Annotated in this window: 15 protein-coding genes and 1 pseudogene; 2 read left to right on the plus strand and 14 right to left on the minus strand. The window is 37.9% G+C overall.

Going from position 1 to position 22167, the window contains the following annotated elements; genetic code table 11:
- Nucleotides 1–42: 42 nt before the first annotated feature.
- From ACYT6F_RS18155 to ACYT6F_RS18200, 10 genes and pseudogenes are all read right to left on the minus strand, one after another.
- Nucleotides 43–770, minus strand: a pseudogene (locus ACYT6F_RS18155) (pirin family protein).
- Nucleotides 771–976: 206 nt separating this feature from the next.
- Nucleotides 977–2395, minus strand: a complete 1419-nt coding sequence (locus ACYT6F_RS18160) for an MFS transporter (RefSeq protein ID WP_472599027.1) — start codon at nucleotides 2393–2395, stop codon at nucleotides 977–979.
- Entirely contained in the window at nucleotides 2395–2907 is a 513-nt protein-coding gene (locus ACYT6F_RS18165) for a nuclear transport factor 2 family protein (RefSeq protein WP_472599028.1), read from the minus strand. Before ACYT6F_RS18165 ends, ACYT6F_RS18160 begins: the two co-directional genes overlap by 1 nt.
- A gap of 181 nt (nucleotides 2908–3088) precedes the next feature.
- Nucleotides 3089–4942, minus strand: coding sequence for a glycoside hydrolase family 13 protein (locus tag ACYT6F_RS18170; protein ID WP_472599029.1), 1854 nt, complete (start codon nucleotides 4940–4942; stop codon nucleotides 3089–3091).
- A 36-nt stretch (nucleotides 4943–4978) separates the two neighbouring features.
- Nucleotides 4979–5299, minus strand: a complete 321-nt coding sequence (locus tag ACYT6F_RS18175) for a hypothetical protein (protein WP_472599030.1) — start codon at nucleotides 5297–5299, stop codon at nucleotides 4979–4981.
- A 35-nt stretch (nucleotides 5300–5334) separates the two neighbouring features.
- The gene (locus tag ACYT6F_RS18180) at nucleotides 5335–5814 is read right to left on the minus strand and encodes a DoxX family protein (protein ID WP_472599031.1); all 480 of its coding nucleotides are present in this window, start codon (nucleotides 5812–5814) and stop codon (nucleotides 5335–5337) included.
- 57 nt (nucleotides 5815–5871) lie between these two features.
- Entirely contained in the window at nucleotides 5872–8028 is a 2157-nt protein-coding gene (locus tag ACYT6F_RS18185) for a glycoside hydrolase family 97 protein (protein WP_472599032.1), read from the minus strand.
- Nucleotides 8029–8106: 78 nt separating this feature from the next.
- Nucleotides 8107–9228 carry a SusE domain-containing protein gene (locus ACYT6F_RS18190; RefSeq protein ID WP_472599033.1) on the minus strand — a complete coding sequence of 374 codons (1122 nt, stop codon included), beginning with the start codon at nucleotides 9226–9228 and terminating at the stop codon, nucleotides 8107–8109.
- A gap of 17 nt (nucleotides 9229–9245) precedes the next feature.
- Entirely contained in the window at nucleotides 9246–10799 is a 1554-nt protein-coding gene (locus tag ACYT6F_RS18195; protein ID WP_472599034.1) for a RagB/SusD family nutrient uptake outer membrane protein, read from the minus strand.
- Nucleotides 10800–10809: 10 nt separating this feature from the next.
- Nucleotides 10810–13689: a SusC/RagA family TonB-linked outer membrane protein gene (locus ACYT6F_RS18200; protein ID WP_472599035.1), complete on the minus strand. Its 2880-nt coding sequence runs from the start codon at nucleotides 13687–13689 to the stop codon at nucleotides 10810–10812.
- 328 nt (nucleotides 13690–14017) lie between these two features.
- Between ACYT6F_RS18200 and metG the strand changes: the two genes are divergently transcribed.
- Together metG and ACYT6F_RS18210 are read left to right on the plus strand one after the other, a co-directional pair.
- Nucleotides 14018–16054, plus strand: a complete 2037-nt coding sequence (metG, locus tag ACYT6F_RS18205) for a methionine--tRNA ligase (RefSeq protein WP_472599036.1) — start codon at nucleotides 14018–14020, stop codon at nucleotides 16052–16054.
- Nucleotides 16055–16105: 51 nt separating this feature from the next.
- Nucleotides 16106–16777 carry a hypothetical protein gene (locus ACYT6F_RS18210; RefSeq protein ID WP_472599037.1) on the plus strand — a complete coding sequence of 224 codons (672 nt, stop codon included), beginning with the start codon at nucleotides 16106–16108 and terminating at the stop codon, nucleotides 16775–16777.
- A gap of 48 nt (nucleotides 16778–16825) precedes the next feature.
- Here ACYT6F_RS18210 and ACYT6F_RS18215 read toward each other — a convergent pair whose 3' ends face one another.
- From ACYT6F_RS18215 to ACYT6F_RS18230, 4 genes are all read right to left on the minus strand, one after another.
- Nucleotides 16826–17527, minus strand: a complete 702-nt coding sequence (locus tag ACYT6F_RS18215) for a class I SAM-dependent methyltransferase (protein ID WP_472599038.1) — start codon at nucleotides 17525–17527, stop codon at nucleotides 16826–16828.
- Between the two features lie 414 nt (nucleotides 17528–17941).
- Nucleotides 17942–19534 (minus strand): MFS transporter, encoded by a 1593-nt coding sequence (locus ACYT6F_RS18220; protein ID WP_472599039.1) that lies wholly within the window; start codon nucleotides 19532–19534, stop codon nucleotides 17942–17944.
- Between the two features lie 156 nt (nucleotides 19535–19690).
- Entirely contained in the window at nucleotides 19691–20806 is a 1116-nt protein-coding gene (locus tag ACYT6F_RS18225) for an HlyD family secretion protein (RefSeq protein WP_472599040.1), read from the minus strand.
- Between the two features lie 21 nt (nucleotides 20807–20827).
- Nucleotides 20828–22138: a TolC family protein gene (locus tag ACYT6F_RS18230; RefSeq protein ID WP_472599041.1), complete on the minus strand. Its 1311-nt coding sequence runs from the start codon at nucleotides 22136–22138 to the stop codon at nucleotides 20828–20830.
- Nucleotides 22139–22167 lie beyond the last annotated feature (29 nt).

The raw sequence follows: 22167 nt of genomic DNA on the forward strand, positions 1-22167 counted from the left end.
CCCTCCAAGGGCGGGGAATTTTTGTTGTGCAAAAATAGGGGTTTATTTAAGATATGCAGGTAATTCCATCGGAACTTCCATTAAAAGGATTTCTGTGTTTTCTACAGCCTCAATGTTGAAACTTTGGGTATCCCAGATTCCTAAGCCGTCTTTTTCATTTAATATTCTGTCGCCAATTTTTGCACTTCCTTTTAATACAAAGGCATAGACTCCGTTTTCTTTTTTATGAAGCATATAATTTTTACCGTTTCCTTTGGTAAAATTTGCGAGGTTAAACCAGGCATCCTGATGAATCCAGACTCCGTCATCGTTCTTATCGGGAGAAAGGATCTGCTGGAAGCCGTTTATTTTTCACCTTCTTTAATGCTTTTCTGATCGTATCTCGGTTCAACACCGGTTTCCCTCGGGAACACCCAGATCTGCAGAAATTTTACTGCTTGATCTTTATTTTTATTGTACTCGCTGTGCATTACTCCGGTTCCCGCACTCATCACCTGAATCTCTCCTTTTTTAATGACTGCTGTTGTGCCCATTGAATCTTTGTGTTCAAGATCGCCTTCCAGCGGAATTGAAATGATTTCCATATCCCGGTGAGGATGCGTTCCGAAACCCATTCCCTGGGTAACGGTATCGTCATTTAAGACTCTGAGCGCTCCAAAATGCGTTCTTTCATTATTTTGATAATTGGCAAAACTGAAAGTATGGTAAGAATTCAGCCAACCGTGATTGGCGTGGCCTCTTGTATCTGCTTTATGATATACTGTTTTCATATTGTGATTATTTATGGTACAAATGTACGTTCAATAAACTGCTAAATTGTTGATGTAAGATAAGAATAGATTTTAGTCAATTTTATTGGTTTTTGTATTCATTCCAATGATTTGAGGAAAGGAATCGAGCGTATTTTCGGCTAAAGCCCAAAGATTATGGTATAAAAAAAGCGGGCTAAAGCCCGCTCCTATTGATTATTTATTGTTTAAAAATGTACCTGCTTGATTTCTTCTTCAATTTCCTTTGGAGTATCATGTTCAGATTTAATGAAAACCATTGTTAGTACGGCTCCCAACAACATACAGATTCCACCGACTACGATATAATCAATTGCCATTTTACCGAAAATACGGCTTACAATCGGTCCTCCAAAAATTCCGTTAATGATTTGAGGAATTACAATAAAAAAGTTGAATATTCCCATATACACCCCCATTTTATTTTGTGGAATCGAATCAATCAGCATTGCATAAGGCATCGCCAAAATACTTGCCCAGGCGAATCCCAGTCCGACCATTGAAATCCACAGATAATGAATGTCTTTAATAAAATACATGGCGATCAGGCCCAATCCTCCGCAAGCCAAAGCTAATGCATGTGTTTGTTTTTTACCGATGAATTTTGCAATCGGTGTTAAAGCAAAAGCAAAGAAAATGGCGTAGAAATTATAACTTCCGAACAAGCTTCCCGTTAAGTCTCCCGCTTTGTTAAATTCCGCAGAATGGGTATCATCTGGCGAAAGCCCGAAATGATGGGTTGCCAATGCACTTGTTGTAAAAACCCACATGGTAAATAAGGAAAACCAGGAAAAGAACTGTACAATTCCTAATTTTTTCATCTGGGAAGGTACATTTTTAAAGTCTTTAAAAATATCTGAAAGTTTGGATTTTTCTTCTGCGATTGGTTTTCCGCCTTGAAAGGATGCAAATTCCTCCGGCGAATATTCTTTGGTCGTAATAATGGTATATAAAATTGACACGATGAGAACGGCTGCGCCAATGTAGAAAGAATAAATCACATTATCTGCTACGAATCCTTTTGGAGCCTCATTGGAAACGCCCAATTTCGTAAGCCATCCCGGCAGATCTGACCCGATAACCGCTCCGATGCCGATTAGAATTGTTTGAACCGAAAAGCCGATGGTTGCCTGATGCTTCGGCAGCATATCTCCTACTAAAGCACGGAAAGGTTCCATAGCCACATTAATGGACGCATCCATCATTGCAAGAAAAATCACGGCCATCAACAGCACATTTGCAGCCATCACCTGCGTTGCAGAAGCGGCATTTGGAAGCATTACCAGTCCGATTGCACATAAAACAGCTCCCAGTAAAAAGTATGGCTTTCTTCTTCCCAGCGGGCTCCAGGTATTATCTCCCATATGACCAATTATGGGCTGAACGATAAGCCCGGTAACCGGCGCTACCAGCCAGAACCATGATAATTCATGAACATCTGCTCCAAAGTTGGCCAAAATCCGGCTTGCATTCCCGTTTTGTAAGCCGAAAGCCATCTGGATTCCTAAGAATCCCATGCTCATATTGATGATCTGAAGCATTGATAAATTGGGCTTTTTCACTTTACCAAATTTACCGGAATCTACTTTTCCTGTCATTTCTGCCATTACTGCTTTAGTTTTTGAATTAATATATCTTCTATCGGAGCTTTTATTTCAACCACTTTATCTACAACATCATTTGGAACTGTTACGGAAAGTACGTACTGTTTCACTTTCCACTGCCCGTTTATTTTTTCTAAAACACCGGAACCGCGACAGATTTTCATCTGGGTATCGAGCAGTTCGTCAAACCATGCCATTTTTCCATCATTGCTGAAATAGATATTTCTTTTCAGTGAAGTAAAGTTCCAGGTTTTGTTTTTTTCAAAAAAGGGTTTAGCCCAATTCATGAAGGCTTTTTTGTCCCAAATTTCAGTAGCATCAGTCCCTATAAATGTAGATTCTTCAGCAAAATAATTAAAATAAGTATTGAAATCAGCTTTTGCTGCAGCGACATTGAATCCATCGAGCATCATTCCGATTTCTTTTTTTTCATTTTCAAATTTTATTTGAGCTGAAATGGTCGTAAAGCTCAATATACATAAGATGAATGTAAAGAATATTGTTGTTTTTTTCATATTTAATTATAAACCTTAAAATTTTATTTTTTAATGCAAAGAGCGCAAAATTTTCTTTTAACTACTAACTGCTTTTAAGTTCGCAAAGGTGCTTCAACAAGCTCAGCATAAACTATTCACTTAAGTAAGATCACAAAGATTAATTGTGATATTTGTGAAAATATTTTGTGCTATTCGTGTTTTATTTCAATTCAACAACCATCGATGTTTTTGCGGGTATGGCTAAGTTGTTTTGCAATAAAAAGTCTTTGTCGGAGATGATGTCTTTTCCTTTTGAAAATCCTTTTAATGATTCAGCAAAATGCTTCAAATCCAATGTCTGCTCTGTTTCATTATTATTTAAAATAACCATCACACTTTCTTTTTCATTATATCTAAAATACACAAAAACATCATTCTGAGGGAAGAAATTTTTGGTTTTTCCGGTATGGATGACTTCTTTTCCTTTTCTCCAGTTCAAAAGCTTTTGGGTAAACTGATAAAATTCTTTTTGTCTGGGTGTCTGCGTTGAAGGATTAAAGGCATTTTGTTTATCAGACTTCCAGCCGCCGGGAAAATCTCTTCTAATATCCGCGTCACCACCTTTATTTTTGTCACCCCGCATTCCCACTTCCGAGCCGTAATAAATCTGGGGAATTCCGCGAACGGTTGAAATCAGGGTTAATCCTAATTGATATGCTTTCGGATCATCGTTAAATATTTCGTTCCATCTTTCGGTATCATGATTTTCAAAGAACACCATCACATTATTGATGTCAGGATATAGAAAATCGCTGGATAAAGTATTATAAATCCTGTTCATTCCGCTGTCCCAGCCTTCTTTTTCTTTAAGGGCTCTCGGAAGGTCTCCGTACAGCATAAAATCCATAACAGAAGGGAGATATGAATTGTAGTTTGCCGCTTCACCTGTTTTTGAATTTTTTTGCCATGCCGAAATATGCCCCGCTGTATTCAGCCATGTTTCTCCCACAATATTAAAATTAGGATATTCATCGGTAATGGCTTTTGCCCATTTTGCCATCGCCTCCTTATCATTGTAAGGATAGGTATCAACACGAAAACCTCCCAGTTCGGCGTATTCTATCCACCAGATTGCATTTTGTGTGAGATACTTTAAGACCAGTGGATTTTTCTGGTTGATGTCAGGCATTGTGGTATCGAACCATCCGTCAAGGGCAATTTTTTTATCAATATCGGAAGCATTGGTATCAAACTGGGTAGTGGTTTTGTAATTGGACCGTTTAAATCCGTTTTCCCCATCTTCGAACCAGTGAATCCAATCCTTTGTCGGCAAATCTTTGATCATCCAATGCGAAACTCCCCAATGATTGGTAACGTAATCCATCACCAGTTTCATATTCCTTTTATTTAATTTTTGGGAAAGTTCTCGATATTCTTCATTGGTGCCGTACCTTGCATCGATCTTATATAAATCGGTTTGTGCATAGCCATGGTAAGAGTAGGCTTTTTCGTTGTCTTCATTCACGGGAGTGAGCCATAGTGCTGTTGCTCCCAGATTTTGAATATAGTCGAGGTTATTGATGATTCCGCGCAAATCTCCGCCATGGCGTCCGCCAGGAAGACTTCGGTTGGCTTTTTCCGTAAGCTGCGGACTCGAATCATTTTTCTCATCCCCGTTGGCAAAACGGTCGGGCATAATGAGATACATTACATCTTTCGAGGTAAAAGATTCCCTTGCTGCGGAATTAGACTGTCTCTGTTTCAACTCATAGGTGTACGTACTGATGTTCTTTTTTCCTTTCTTAATACTGATATTGAATTTCGGAACATTGATTTCATTGGTATTTACCGTTACAAAAACATAGTTCGGATTTTCAACCTTTTGAATATCCTTAATCTGAACTCCGTCTGAAAGCTCAATCTGGTCATTGGCAATGTTTTTTCCATAAACCAAAATCTGAAGTTCAGGATTCTTCATCCCTTTCCACCAAAAGGCAGGCTCTACTTTCTGAATTTGTGAAAAAAATAAAGATGAAGCAAAAAGTGAAGCTGTATATATAAATTTCTTATACATAATTATTTATTAAAAATTACACGAGTGATTTAAATATTATTTTACCGGCCTATTAAAAACCGCATTGTAGTATGTGATTCCCGAATTTTTAAATTTCACCCTCCGATTCGGCATATTTTGAAGTTCATATTCTCCGTTCAATGTAAATTTTACTTCCGTGAATTTATAACCCGTTAAATAGGTTACTTTCGCCTGATACATATTATCTTCATTTATTTTTTCGAGTTCGGTATCCTGCTCCCAGCTCAAAGGTTTATCGCTTCCTCTTATCCCAATGGATTTAACTTCTGTCTGGGCGGGAACTTTGAGTGTGTAAATTACAGTCTGCTTATATGCCTTCTGAACGCAGCTACTCATTATAAAACAAGAGATTATAAGAAGCATTATTTTATTCATCTGTTCATTTTTTTAGCAATTAGATAATCCAATCCCAATCTTCCTGAGCCTAAAATGGTATAAAATAAGCTCAACCACATAATTCCCATTGCCGGCAACATATTCCAGATACCCTGACTTGCCTGCTGAAAAAATGCAGCTACGAACATGGTAATGAAAATGAGAACAGCGAAAGGTCTGGTAAACAGTCCCAATAACAAAAAAATTCCTCCCACACCTTCACTGAATGCTCCCATCCATGCGAAGAATTCGGGAAACCTTGCAAAAATACCTCCGTATTCAGAAACATCATTTGGAAACCAGAATGCTACCTCAAAAAGTTTCAAATTGTTATCTTCAGGAGACCATGGCAAGCCAAATTTTGCCGCTCCAAAGTCGCTCGTCAGTAAATATCCACACACTATTCTGGGAATAGTAAACAGAAAATCCTGCCACCAAAACGGCATTTGAATGGGATTAAAAATTCTTTTTATCATAGGAATTTGTGTTAAAAAAACCCTACAGAAAATCTGTAAGGTTTTAATTATTTAAAATTATTTTACAGGCTTTATAGAGATTGCGAAACCTCCGCTTCTTACCATTTTAAAATTAATTTTGGATTTGCTGGTAATCTGTTTTTTGTAGATGTTATAACTCTGTGGATTGTTAATGTAATCCGCATCTTTTCCATCTTCGTAGATCGTAGCTTCGTACTTTTTTCCTTTATCTAAAAATGAAAAATCTACCGTGTAATCACGTTTGTTTTCGTCGGTAATTCCTCCTACAAACCAGTTTTCCGTGCCTTTTGCTTTTCTGGCCGTAATGATATAATCTCCCGGTTCTGCCGATAAAATCTTCGTATCATCCCAGTCTGCAGCCACATCTTTGATAAACTGGAAAGCATCCATATGTTTCTGATAGTTCTCCGGTAAATCCGCAGCCATCTGAAGCGGCATATACATCACAACATATAAAGCGAGCTGTTTTACCAGTGTGGTTTTTACAAAACGTTTATCACCGGGAAAATAATAATCCAGTTTAGTCTGAAAAATTCCCGGAGTATAATCCATTGGTCCTCCCATCCATCTCGTGAATGGTAAAATTGTCTGGTGATCAGGATTGTTTCCTGCAAAGGCTTCAAATTCAGTTCCTCTTGCTGCTTCTGCAGAAATCCAGTTCGGATAGGTTCTGCTTTCTCCTCCCGGTCTCACTGATTCATGGGAGTTTACCATAATCTTGTACTCATTGGCTTTCTCGGCAATCCTGTAGAAATGGTTGATCGTCCACTGGGAATAATGATGTTCACCTCTTGGGATAATATCCCCAACATAACCGGTTTTCACTGCATCATAACCATAATCATTCATTAATTTAAAAGCTTTGTCTGCCCATCTTTCATAATTCGTGGCCGAACCTGAAGTTTCATGGTGCATGATCAGTTTAATTCCTTTTGAATGCGCGTACTCATTCAGCATTTTGATATCAAAATCAGGATAAGGAGTGATGAAATCGAAAACAAATTCTTTTGAATGTCCAAACCAGTCTTCCCAACCGGCATTCCAGCCTTCAATTAAAAGTCCGCCGAAACCGTTTGCCGCGGCAAAATCGATGTATTCTTTTACCTTTGTATTATTCGCAGCATGTTTTCCATTGGGTGTTAATTTGGAAAAATCCGTCACTCCAATATGAATGTTTTCAGCTGTTGAGTATGCCCACTGTGACTTTCCGATGATCATTTCCCACCAGACACCCATATATTTTGTAGGATGAATGTATGAGGTATCGGTATATTTTGTAGGTTCATTAAGGTTAAACATCATTTTAGATGCTAAAACTTCTTCTGCTTTAGGAGAAACGATGATTGTTCTCCACGGGGAAACAGAAGACGTCTGGATATATCCTTTGGCACCCTGTCTGTCGGGAGTTAAATGTGTTTTAAATTTAAAATTCACAGGATCTACTTCGAGATGAGATGCAGGATAATTTAAAACCGCTGCTTCTCCAACGTTTACGTACAGAGGATCTTTACCTTCTTTTTTCAGCATTAAAGGAGACTGAACGGCATTCGGCACCATTTGCTGCGACGCATTACTGTCGAATGAATTAGGCCATCTTGCCGGAATTTCAGAGATTTTTGTTGTCTGCGGCTGGTATTCCTGAGAATCGTAATCGGCTGCAATCCACCATGCTTTCATATCGGTCGGAAAATCAATCTCTGAATCTTCTTCACGAATTACAAAATAATTAAGATTTTTCTGTTGTGGAAATTCATACCGAAATCCTAATCCATCATTGAACAGTCTGAATTTAACGATAATATTCCTGTCTGTTGCGTCCTGATGAAGTGTTACTGCCAATTCATTATAATGGTTGATGTAACTTTTCTTTTCTCCTAAAACAGGTTGCCACGTTTCGTTTTTGGAATCTCTTTTTTCTTCTGTTTTTGTGAATCCGTTGTTTAAATCAAATTTGGCATCTTCGGGTTTTGCAATCTCCGAAGCGAATTTGATGGCGGTATCTTTAAATAATCTCAGTCCCAATTTAGAATCTTCCACCACTACATTGCCGTTATATTTTAAATTATAATACGGAATTCCCTGCTTCAGCTGGAAGTTCATCTCAAACTTTCCGTCGGGAGATTTTAAAGACTGGGCATTAATACCAACAAACATTGTCGAGAACAATAATGCTCCCACTGTAATTTTCTTCATAATGATTATTTATAAACTTTTAAAAATAAAGAAAGTGCTGCTTTTCAGCAACACTTTGCTATGTTATTTTTTCATCATTTACAGTTTAGTAACTGTTAACTTATAGTATGCTGAATTATGTAAATCCAGTTCTATCTTGTAATTTCCAGCCTGAGAAACTTTATAGCTTGGATCTCCATTTACAGTTCCTTCAGTATTAAGGAATGTTTGTACTGATGTACCTGAAACCAAAGTTTGGTCGCCATTTGCAGGCTGAATCTTCATTGCCCAGTCATCATTGGCTCTAAACTTAAAAATACCTGTGCTTGATAATGCTATGGAATTTATTACAAAAGTTTTGGTTGCAGGATTATAGGTAAAATCTGTATCAGATCCCCATCCTGCAGGTGTTGCATCTCCGATTACACCGAAATTGGCGATTACCGAAGAATATGTATTTGCAGTCCAGTCTACTTTCACATAATAAGTTCCTGCTGCCGCCGCTTTAATGTCGCTACCGTCAGCTTTCAGTTTTCCTGTTAATGTGCCATCATCTCCTTTATTTCCCGGCCAGTCTTGGTTTATTGTAAACTTGTATTTTCCGTCATCTGTACCGGTTACTGTGTTGATCCAAATAAAACCTCTGTATTTGTCATTTTTCTCTGGAGAAAATAAATTGGGAGAATTTGAAGGGGTCCAATTTGCATAACCTGCAGCTCCTGCATAACTACCAGGAACATTAATTTTAGGAAATATTAAATCAGGATTTGGCATATATCCGGTCATAGTAACTTTTATCACATTAGAGTAGTATGCAGTTACAGAATTTACATTAGATTTTAATCTTATTTCAAATGCTCTTGCAATATTTGGAGCAACATTTAAGGAAGCTAATATATTATTTAGTTCAAGATGTGTAAGCGAAAATGTGCTTTGATCCATAGAAACCGGAATTATTACACTAGGCGTAAAATTGCTGCCATCAATAGAAATTTCAACTGAATTCGAAAAAACAATATTGGGTGTAAATGTAGGATTTACATAGGTGAATGTAACAGCGGCCTGATCCGCTATTGTTTCATCCAATACAACACTTGTCTTATTAGCTGAAATTCTGCCTTGTGAAGTATTATTAAGCTGTATTTCTTCATCTTCTTTTGCACAAGAAATGATAAAAGATGCTATAACCCCAACAATAAATATTTTAAATATATTTTTCATCTTAAAATTATTTAGTATTAATATCCTGTATTTTGAGTAAGATTAGGATTCGCTTGAAGTGCTGAAGCTGGTATTGGAAATACCTTATAGTTATCAGAAATAGATGTTCCTGAAGCTACACCTCCTTTCCACGGCCATAAATATGATGATCCGGTAAACCTTCCAAATCTTATTAAATCCTGTCTTCTAACTCCTTCCAGACCTAATTCTCTTCCTCTCTCATCCAATATATTTTGTAATGTAAGTGACGGAAGTGCAGATGCATTAGATCGTGTTCTTATTTGATTAACATACGTAAGGCCTTGAGCAACATTTACCGTTGTTGCCCCTCTTAAAGCACATTCAGCATAAATTAAATATGTATCAGCTAATCTGAACAGAGGAAAATCTGTAGACGAAAATGAAGTTGTAGCACCAGATCCGTCGGAATTTTTATTAGAAAACTTAATTGATGGGTAGCCGTCAGTCCATTCCTTATAGTCGGCCATTTCATAATTATGTCCTGTCAGCCAAAATTGTTTTGCACGAACATCTGTACTTGTAGCTAACGAAGAAGCATTAGAAGCAAATAATCCATACCATGCTTTTGTAGCTCTATGGCCTCCCCAGCCTTCAGTTGCGCCATAGTTTGATAAAGTCATTGTGGTAGAGTTTAAACTTCCATTTACAATGTAAGTTGTATTACCAAAACTTTGTGATGAAACAGCATCTGCAATTAATGGAAAAATAATTTCTTTAGAAGTATTATTATCGGCTCTAAAGTTTTTCAAGAAATTTGTTTCAAGTTGATATAATCCTGAATTTATTACCTTTGTAGCGTAAGTTCCTGCATCATTATATCTAGCAGTTCCTGTATACACCTCAGCATTCAAATAAAGTTTTGCAAGTAACATCTGAACTACAGCCTGATTTGCTCTACCGTAGCTGTTTGATGCGCCTATTTTGGATTCGATATCTTTAAGTTCACTTTCTACATAATTGAAAAGTTCAGTTCTTGAAGCTTGCGGAAGAGGTGTTGCGGATCCATATGTCTGATCATTTACCAATGGTCCTTTCCCAAAAAAATCGATAAGATAATAATAAGACAAAGCTCTTAAAAATCTCAATTCACTTATATACTGCTCTTCATTTTGTACCTCTACTTTATCTTTTAAAATTAATATTAAGTTTGTGGTCTGAGGTATTGTATAATATATTCTGTCATAAACATATTTAAAAAACTTATTATTGGAATTCCAACCGGTTGTAGTAGTCAACTGATCCAAGCCATTATCTCCCCAACGGTTTTTCATTCCATCCGCAGTAAAGTCATTGAGATTCACAAGTCCCCTAATGAATGGAGATTCTCCGGCATTTGCTCCCGCAATATCTGAGTCTCCCGGACCAGAAACGCTAGATAAAGCAAAAGTACTATACATTCTTGACAGTAAACCCTCTACCGCATTAGGATCTTTCACCAAAAGCTCTTCTAAAGTAAGCTCGAATTTTGGTTCCGTTTCAAGATCATTTGTACATGAGGCAAAAAACAAACCTGCAATTGCCAATAAACTATAAATTTTTCTTATTTTCATTGTTGTTAAATTAGAAGTTAAAGTTGAATCCAACCGTATAAATTCTAGGCCTTGGATAAAAATTATTATCCACTCCCCCAAAGTTCTCAGGATCCTGCCCCTTATATCTTGTTATAATAAAAGCATTATTTACAGAAGCATAAACTCGTAAATCCAGCTTATTGCCGAAAAGTTTTTCAATATTGTAACCTAAGGTAACATTGTCTAACCTAAGAAATGAGGCATCGTGTAAAAAATAATCCGAGAAAAACATATTGTCGGTCGGCTGAACAAGATTTGAGGAATATCTTCCGTTTGAAAAATCCAAAGCATTATTAAGATGTTCTGAATTTGAAGGTTTTATCTGATTTATGAAACCTTGTGCAACATGTCTTCCGTCGTAAACTTTACCTCCAATTTGTCCTCTTAGATTAGCTGTAAAATCCCACTTTTTATAATTTATGGTCGTACCAAATCCATAAGTAAAATTAGGAACTATTTGTGCATCATACCTATCATCATTGTTTATTACACCATCACCATTTCTATCTACAAAAGAGTCTGCAATAGGATTTCCGTTATTATCATAAACCTGCTGGAACACCCAAGCAGAATAAGGCTGAAGTCCTACTACATGATAAGCAACCTTAACTCCGGTACCAACTGGTAAATCTCCCCCCGCTGAAATTCTATCATAATATTTCAATTCAAGAATCTCTCCTTTGTTATATGAAAAGTTTCCAAAGATATTCCAATCCAGATTTTCATTTTTTACAGGATTAATATTTAAATTCATTTCAACCCCTCTGTTTCTTAGCGAACCTACATTATCGGAGAACTCGTTGGTAAGTCCCTGTCCTGGAGGGACAGGCGCTTTCAGTAATAAATCTGTTGATTTTCTATCGTATAGATCAATAGATCCTGAAATAAGTCTGCTCGAGAATAAACTAAAATCTAATCCTACATTCCAGCTTGTCGTGGTTTCCCATTTCAAATTTTGATTAAATGCAAGGGCTGAGTAAATGTTAAACCCGGGAAGATATTGTGCATTTTCTGATCCTAGTGCAAATAATGGTCTTGAAGGATAAAATCCTCCTGAAATCTGTGTGATATCCTGCTGACCTGTTTGCCCCCATCCAACTCTTAATTTGAGTTCTTTAACAACAGAAGAGTTTCTAAGAAATTCTTCCTCCTGCATTTTCCAGGCGAATGCTGCAGATGGAAAATACCCCCATTGATTATCAAAACCGTTAAACAGAGATGAAGCATCAGCCCTGAAAGAAGCTGTGAACAAGTACTTATTTCTGATATCAATATTTGTTCTTGCAAAGAAGGACTGAAGATTCAGATGATTATAATATCCAAATGTAGGGTTTGCTCTATTAGGCTGTGGAATACGAATACCAGTTCCTGTAGGATCTGCATAAAACTGTTCTTTGTTTCCATCATATCTGAAATCCTGGTAGGTATATCCTCCCTGAATTAAAAAGTTAGTAAAGAAATCATTAATTTTTCTATTATAAACTAAATATGCATCTAAGTTTCTGTTATTTGTAAACTGATTTTCGGCATATGCTAATCCAGGATTATAAATGATGTCATTTAGAGAATTATAGACAAGATTAATAACCGAATTTCTTGCGTTCGGATCATAAGTTTCCCTGATTTTTGTTCTGGATGATTCAATTCCAAGATTCACCACGGCTCTTAGATCGGGAAGAAAATGGAACTTATAATCCAATTCAATATTTCCTAAAAATCTCATCGTGTTTTCAGGACGATATCTTTGTTCGAGTAAACCCAATGGATTAGAATCATAGGTTAAGTTGGTTTTACCGGTCCCGTCAACATAATAATTTTGGTAGTATCCTCCGAAATAATTTGGGCCGTTTTGTCCCCAGACGTCTCTGCTGTATACAGGCAAAGTAGGATTTCTTGATAGTGCTGAACCTATAGCTCCTCCCGCATCTACAGTATTTTTATCTACCTTAAAACCTTTAGCATTAATATCAACTTTGAGGTGCTTATCAAAAAATGTCGGTGTCAAACGTAGATTGGCAGAATAACGTTCTAGCTCATCATTCTTAACAACACCTTCAGTTCTGTTATACCCTAAAGATAATCTAACAGGGAGTGTTTTAAATAAGTTTCCTGATGCACTAAAATTATTATCCGTTGATACGGAAGTTCTATAAACCACATCTTGCCAATTTGTATCATAAATCTTACCCATAACGGTAGGATTACTAGGACTTCCTCCTACACCTAGTTTCCATACATCATTTGGAAAATGGCTTTTAACAAAATCTACAAACTGATCGGAATCCATTACATCAATGTACTTTGTAACCTCACCGATTGATACATTAGAATTAAAACTCATCTTCAATTTCCCTCCGCCAGATTTAGTCTTAATCAAAATTACCCCATTAGAAGCTCTCGCTCCATAAATAGCTGTTGCAGAAGCATCCTTTAGAATAGAAAAAGACTCTATATCATTAGGATTAACAAGAGCTAATGGATTTTGAATACCTGCCGGATTGGTAGAATCTAAAGGAATACCATCAATAACGATAAGTGGATTATTAGATGCACTTAAAGAAGATCCACCTCTGATTCTGATGTTTGGATTAGAATCCGGCGAACCTCCGCTATTAGTAATTCTCACACCAGGTGCTTTCCCCTGTATCAGCTGGTCGGCGGAAACAATAGCCCCCTTATTAAAATCTTTCTCTGAAATGGCTGTTACCGAACCGGTAAGATCAGATTTCTTTTTTGCTCCAAACCCAACTAGTACTACTTCTTCGATTTTTTTTTCTTTAGTTGCAGAATCATTGGTTTGCGCATGAATCATTGCACTTGCCAATAAAAATGCAGGTGCAATTTTTAATACCGTTGTAAAATTTCTCACAATATTATTTTTTATATAGTTACTTTTTTCATCATACTGGCGTGAGCCTTCTGCAATTTAAAAAAAAATCAGAATTATCATAATTTTTTTAAAAATTATAATAAAATTATGTAAATTAAACGATGATTTAAATCTAATTTATTAATTACCAACACATTAATACAAAATATGCATCGCATAACACACTACTAAATTTAACAAAAAGTTAAACATTAGTTTAACTAAATGTAATACCCGATCGTATTAATAGACTATAAAATCGCGTAAATTAATACCATATACTATTCCGGAGATATTCATTATCTTTGCAGATTAAAACTTACTATAAATGTCGAACAGAAAGATGATTACGGCAGCCTTGCCTTATGCAAACGGGCCGGTTCATATAGGACATTTGGCAGGTGTATATATTCCTGCGGATGTTTATGCAAGATTTCAGAGAAGATTGGGTAAAGATGTAGCGTTTATCTGTGGCTCAGATGAACATGGAATCCCTATTACGATAAGAGCTAAGAAAGAAGGAGTTACCCCTCAGGATATTGTTGACAAATACCACGAAATCATTAAAAAATCTTTTGCAGATTTAGGAATTTCATTTGACGAATATTCAAGGACCACCTCCAAAAATCATTACGAAACAAGTCAGGAGTTCTTTAAGGTTCTTTACGAAAAAGGAAAGTTCACGGAAGAAATGTCTGAACAATATTTTGATGAACAAGCCGGGGAATTCCTTGCAGATCGTTATATTGTAGGAACATGCCCGAATTGTGGAAATGAAAACGCTTACGGTGACCAGTGTGAACGATGCGGCACTACCCTGTCTCCTTCAGAATTGATTAATCCGAAATCAATGCTGAGTGGAAATGTTCCGATCCTGAAAGAAACAAAAAACTGGTATCTCCCGTTAAATGAATACGAAAGCTTCCTGAACGAATGGATCATCGAAGGCCATAAAGACGATTGGAAAACCAACGTGTACGGACAGGTAAAATCATGGCTGAATGACGGTCTGAAACCTCGTGCCATGACCAGAGACCTCAACTGGGGCGTTCCTGTTCCTCTTCCGGACGCTGAAGGAAAAGTATTGTATGTATGGTTCGATGCACCGATCGGATATATTTCTTTCACCAAAGAATGGGCAGAGAAAAACGGTAAAAACTGGAAAGATTACTGGCAAAGCGAAGAATCCGATCTTGTTCATTTTATCGGAAAAGATAATATTGTGTTCCACTGTATCATTTTTCCAAGCATGATGAAGGCTCACGGTGATTTTATCATGCCGAAAAACGTACCTGCCTTTGAATTTTTGAATCTTGAAAACGACAAAATTTCAACCTCACGAAACTGGGCTGTTTGGGCGCACGAATATGTTGAAGATTTCCCGGGACAGCAGGATGTATTAAGATACGCTCTCCTTTCATCGGCTCCGGAAACAAAGGATAATAATTTTACGTGGAAGGATTTTCAGACAAAAAATAATTCTGAGCTGGTAGGAATTTTCGGGAACTTTATCAATAGAGTTGCCGTTCTGATTCATAAATATTACAATGGAGTTGTTCCTCAAGGAGATGTAAATGCTCCTGAATTGGCAGAAATCAACAAATCTGCTAAAGAGATTGCGGGTTTCCTTGAAAATTATGAATTCAGAAACTCACTTTCAGCTTTGATGAATTTAGCACGTTTTGGCAACCAGTACCTCCAGGCTGAAGAGCCTTGGAAAACAATTAAGGACAATCCCGAAAAAGCAGCTCAGTCATTATTCGTAGGTGCTCAGATCGCAGTTGCATTGGCACAGCTTTGTGAACCTTTTATGCCTTTCAGCTCTGAGAAACTTTTGAATATGTTCAATGTTCAAAAATCAGACTGGAATAATATTGAAACAAAATCTGTTTTAATTGAAACCGGCCATACTATTAACGAAGCATCCCTCCTATTCTCGAAAATTGAAGATGATGTGATTGAAGCCCAAATTCAAAAACTGGAACAGACCAAACAGAATAATAAAAAAACAAATCCTAACGCCAACCCTATGAAAGAAGAAATCACTTTTGATGATTTTACAAAAATCGACCTGAGAACAGCCACTATTCTGGAAGCTGAAAAGGTAGAAAAAGCAGATAAATTATTAAAGCTGACTGTTGATACAGGTGTTGACGTAAGAACCGTTGTCTCTGGGATTGCAGAAAGCTTTACACCGGAAGAAGTAATCGGGAAGCAGGTAATGATTTTATTAAATCTTGCACCGAGAAAAATCAGAGGTATTGAATCGCAGGGAATGTTGTTATTAACAACAAAACCAGACGGAAAATTATCGTTTGTAACTCCGGATGACAGCAGTGTAGAAAACGGAATTGAGATTGGATAAATAATACCAAACCTTCAGGGTTTTAAAAACCTTGAAGGTTTTTTATTTAATATGGTCAGTAAAAATGTTTTGAGAAAGCTCTCAGATACAGAATTAGAGAGATACCTCATCAGCGGAAACCGCTTTACACCGGAAGCTGTTGAAACCGCTTTTGAAATCCTTCAGGAAAGAGGACGCTTTTTTAATGAATCTGAAAGAATATCGGTACAGGAAATAATTATTTCTAAAAAACAACAAGAAGAAAGCCGTATAAATGAAGAAAAAGAAATCTGGAAAGATTATATCACAGAAGATCCTGCTGCCATAAAGCTTTATTCCCGTAATACGATTATGATCGTCGCCGTTATTTTCGGCACTGTTCCCGGATCTGTTTTATTATTTTTAAACCTTCTGACTGTAAAAAAATATCCGGCTGCCGTGGTAAGCTTACTTTTCGGCTTTGGATTCTTCTTTCTGCAAAGTTATGTTTTATCAGAAGGGCCTTATGCCAGGAACTTCGATACGAAATACAATCTGGACGTAGGAATCCTGGCGTTGGGAGCAGGGCTATTATTGGTTATTTCTGTAATAACTATGCCTGAAAAATTACCTTATCAGCCTCGGTCATCGGTACTTCCTATCATTTTATCAGCACTTACAGCTGTCATTGTGTATGTCTTTTTTAAAGAATCTCTATCCGGATATCCTCTTATGGCTATATTTAGATTATTCAGAGATTTCTAAATAAATTGAAACTGCACAGACAAAAGCAAACCTTTAAAGTTTTTTATTTTATTTCGTCAGCCTCGCCAGATAAGAATCTTCATCCTTAAACAGTTTTTCAATCTTAAAACCGTTATTTTCGGCAGCATTTTTCAAGGTATTAAAATCAAGGTACAGCCATTTTATCGGATCTTCAGATTCTCCTTTGTAATGAACGATATAATCCAGTTCACCGTAATATCCTTCCGCCGGAATATAAACGCCGCCGTCTTCATCACGATCGAACATATACAAAATATCGGTACTGTCGATCAGGATCTGTCCGTTTTCGTTCAGAAGTGAGTGCAGCTTCTTCAGGTAGATATCAATGACATGGAGGCTCTGGAAAATTCCGGTGCCATTCATGAGTAAAAGTATCGTATCAAAAGTTTCACCGGAAAAATGCAGCATGTTTTCAGCTACAGCTTTTTTTATTCCCCTCAGCCGGCACACTTCTATGGATTTGGGAGAAATATCCAGGGCTGTTACGTCAAGGTTTCTTTCATTCTGAAGATATAATGAATGTGATCCTGCCCCGGCTCCTATGTCAAGGACTTTTCTCCGCGACAGTTCCAATGCTTTCTGTTCGATTTCATTCATGTCCTCAAAATCCCGGAAGAGGTATTCAACCGGAAGCTCATCCAGCTCGGAGATCGAAGTTTCAGTCTGCAGATCCTGAGGATTTTCCTGATGGTAATAATCCCAGATCGCCTTTCCCATAAGGTCTTTCATAGCATTAATTCTGATTGTAAAGATATAGGTTTTTGATCTATTTTTTAGGATACTATCAATAATATCTTGCGCTCGCTGTTGCGAGATTTCACCGCAAAACTCACAAGAAATGTATCTATTCCTCACCCGAGACTACCGGAGCCGCCTGCTTATTGAGCAAGCACACAGTTTAGTTATTGATAGTATACTATGATTTAAAGCCCTTTTTATATTCGCGAAGATACAGTTAACCCTACCAGCCTCGAAGCACTCATCCTGCCAGCTCCGAAGCACACAACCTGCCAGCCCCGAAGCAGACACCCTGCCAGCATCGACGCAGACACCCTGCTTCGTACTGTTCAAAACTACAAATGCAAAGCTCCATTCTATAAATAAAATGAAGCTTTGACTGAGTAAATGAAAAACAAGGTATCGTTACAGCGCAGGCCCTGCTGCGTCTTTTATTTCTTCTAACAGTTTTTTTCTTTCACGGAGCCTTCTTCTGGCGATTACCGATTTTCCCGTCAGCATTCTGATAAAACGAAGGTATTCGAAACGTTCTTTTCCGAAATGATGGGTAAAAATATAGATCAGGATAAAGATCCCGGCAAGAATGATATATCCGAATATTTTCTTTGAAGCCACAAGAATAGCGTTCAGCTGAATGAGCTTCATGTTGCCCGCAACATTCTGCGGTGTTACCGTCATCCCATCCATATAGACCGCCAGATCGCCAATTGCTGTTACCTGAAAACGGTATTGGAACCAGGAATACAGCGCCGAAAAAACACCAACTGCCAGAAATGTTCTCCAGACTAATACTAAACCAATAGCAGCCAGCATATCATCTATTTCCAGTTTGTCCAGCGTATAAAACCAAACAGAGATGAACAAAGCGCCCATTCCGAATCCTTTAAGGAACATCGGAAGATACCAGTAATGGTAACTGAACTCCAGCACCATTGAAAAATACATGATAATGGTATACCCCAACATCGCGGCAAAACCGGAAAAGATGTACATTTTCAGCGGGATTTCTTTTTTAAACCAGAAAATAGCCGCAATACCTGCAAGAATCAGCCCCGGAATCATTAAGAGATTCAGCTTTGCATTCGTCAGCTGGTCATACCCCAATACTCCCACAGCAAAAGTATTCTGAATGGACGTCGTTCCTAAGAACATCCCCAGGCACAAAAGCATAAACAACCCATGCCGAACATTATTTTTAGTGAAAATTTTAAACGATAAATAAGGTCTTTTCAAAGTCAGCTGCCGTATCACAAGCAAAGTGAAACTTACAAAAGCTGCAATTCCGGCATTGATGATGTTGGCTGAATTGAGCCAGTCCTGCTGTTTTCCGAATGAAAAAACATACGCCAGAAACATAAAGGCTGCCATGAAAAGCAATACGCTGAGCCAGTCTATATAATGCAGCGGAACCTTTAAGGCAAAATACTTATTATGCATAAAAATCCAGTGGATAAGAGCCAGAACAAAACATGCGACCGAAGCCATTACATAAAAATGCTGCCAGTTGTACCGGATGGAAATATCTGCCGCATAATAAGCTGCAACCTGATTCAGCACCAGGACGAAGGTGTAAAATGCACCGTAGAACATCCCCCGGTTACCGATCATAGCCATAAGCGGGAGAAAGAGCTCAATGGTGACCATCATTTTTAAAAACCCGATCACCAGTGAGCTGAAAACAAATATCATAGGATCATAGGTTGTGGAATTCAGGTAGCTTAACAATCCCAAAAGCACCAGCAAAACCGTCATTTTATCCCGGACTTTGAATCTCATTTTCATCCTGAGAACAATTGGCATACAGGCTCCCATCCCGATGGTCGTAGCATAATTGGCCCACATGAAATATTCTGTCATCGCCCCGGTTCCGTTTACGAGATAGCTGATGTTTCCGGTATATACTCCACCCAACGGCATTACTACGGCAAGCAGCAATACGATAAGAAGAAGTTGTATAGGTTTGGGAACCCAGTCGTTATATAGTCCTTTATTGTACATTTTTTGATTTTAAAATTAAAAGAGCCAAGTAAAAGTCAGAAGAGCCAAGTATCATGCAGGTAGCAAATTCATCAACATTTGTTAGATTTTTTTACATTTCATATCTTAATCCACTCAAACCTGATAATTTCACTCTTATTTGGCTCTTTTCAAATTTTACTTTTTACTTACTAAACTCACATTCACATTCATTCCTGCGCTCAGTTTATTGAGATCTTCTTTTTTATTGGATGATGTAAATTCTATTCTTACTGGTATTCTCTGCTGAACTTTAATAAAGTTTCCGGTAGAATTATCTGTCGGAACACTGGAATATCTTGATCCTGTTGCTGCGGAAATCGCCGTTACCACCCCTTGAAACTGTTTTCCGCCCAATGCATCTACGGTCATCATCATTTTTTCACCGATTTTCACGTCAGGCATCTGGCTTTCCAGGAAATTGGCCGTTACCCATTTCTGTCCGTTAAGCACAATTGTTGCCACCTGCTGTCCCGGCTGTATCAGCTGGCCTTCCGAAATGGTTCTTCGTCCCATCACGCCGTCATAAGGAGCGGTGATTACCGTATACGAAAGGCTGATCTTTGCCATATCAAGAGCCGCTTTTGTTCTTTTAATCTCAGCATCATTAATTCCCAGCTTGCTCTTTACCTCTGTTGTGGAAAGGCTTGCCGAATGTTTCTGGCTTACTAACGTTTCATAAGCTGCTTTCTGTGCATCATACTCAGTCTTTACCTGGTCGTACTGCTGTCTGGTGACCGCTTCGGAAGCCAGAAGGTTTTTATAACGGTTGAGGTTTTGCTCCGCATTCCACAGTCTTGCTTTCGCGCCTGCAATATTCGATTCTACAACGCTGATATTATTAGATACTGTATTAACAGAAGAGCTTGTAGCCGTTTTTTGGGCCAGAGCATTCTGATAAGCTGCTTCTGCCTGTCCCAGCTGGGTAAGAATCTCACGGTCATCCAAAATAACCAGTGTATCTCCTTTTTTTACAGGCTGATGTTCTGTAAATCTGATTTCTTTAATATATGCTGAAACCCTGGTGTTGATAGGATTGATAAACTCTTCCACCTGCGCTGCTTCTGTATACGTTTTATCGCCCACATGAAAATACTCCCGTACCAGCCAGAACAATCCGAAACCAATCACCAGAAAGACGATGATATTGGAGATAACTGCTCTTACTTTGTTCTTTTTATTTTCCTTCTTCTTTGCTGCAGCACTGGTTTGCATTGAAGATGTGTTTTTAATATTTTGTTCCTTGTTTTCCATTGTTTTATTTACCTTAAAAAATTATAATGTTCCCGTTGATTTCAGAAGATTGTAATATTGGTACAGCATATTGATCTCTGCATTGGCATAATCTAACTCCGACTGTAATTTCTGATTCTGCGCATCAATCATTTCCGCCTGAACGGCGAGCTGATTCAGATATTTGGCTTCCGTAATTTTGTAGTTTTCTTCTGCTAACTTTTTAGCATCATTAAGAATTTCTGCCTGCTGAATCGATTCCTGATATTTGATGTAAGCGGCATTTACCGCCATGTCAATATTCTGCTGTGTCAGAATTACTGCGTCATTCGCCTGATTTTTCTGAAGTTCGCCCAATTTTACGCGTTCTTTGGTTTTATATAAATTATCAATATTATAACTTAACGAAATACCGGTCTGCCAACCTCCGGAATACATATCAAGCACAGGATTTCTTGTCGTAATCGGTCTCTGCAAACTATATCCGCCAAAGCCTGAAATAGTTGGCATCTTATCGGTTTTAATGATTTCGATATTCTTATCGGCAACATTTACATTCGTCTGTGCAGATTTCAATACAGGATTGTTGCTGTGAGCGAGATTCAGATAATGCGCTATTCCGATTCCGGATTCTTTATTTTCGAGACTTTCAACAGGAACAATCTGGGTGTCTTCAGGAAGACCAAGAGCCACATTCAGATTATAGTTTAAAATTTTCCTGTTGTTGGCTAACGTCACAATTCCCTGATCCAGGTTTTTGATCGCCAGCTCACCTCGGATCACTTCATTACGGGTAACCATTCCCTGCTGATAGAATTTCTGAATATTTTTAAGTCGCTCCTGCGCCAGCTTTTTGTTGTTCTGAAAAACGTTTTCCTGGTTTACAATTTTATACACATCAAGATAATTGGAGATCACCAGAAGCTTTACATCCTGCTTGTTTTTCTCCAGATCAAGTTCGGAAAGCTGCTCGCGAAGTCCCGCCATTTCAATAGATTTATTCACCAGCCCGCCTTTAAAGATCAGCTGCGTTGCCTGTACAGCGTACGAGCTTCCATAGTGAGGCATCGGAACAGTTGTAGAATTGGAAAAATCCTTGTCAATCGCTACGGCGTCACCAAGATAGAACTGGCTTGTAGAAGCAGTGATATTGGGAAGTTTCTGGAGTTTTACAACATTTGTATTCTGCTTTGCAATATCAATATTCTGTGCCGAAACTTTTAGCTGCTGATGATTCTGAAGGGCAAGTTGTGCCACTTCATTCGCTGTCATCTGTTTTATTTCCTGGGAAAAAAACAGCGCAGGAAATACGGCTATCATGAATGACAGCGCTGTTTTTATATTCTGTACCATTTTACCTTGTTTTACGAATGCAAAGTTAT

The organism is Chryseobacterium sp. NG-CE01 (assembly GCF_055695505.1).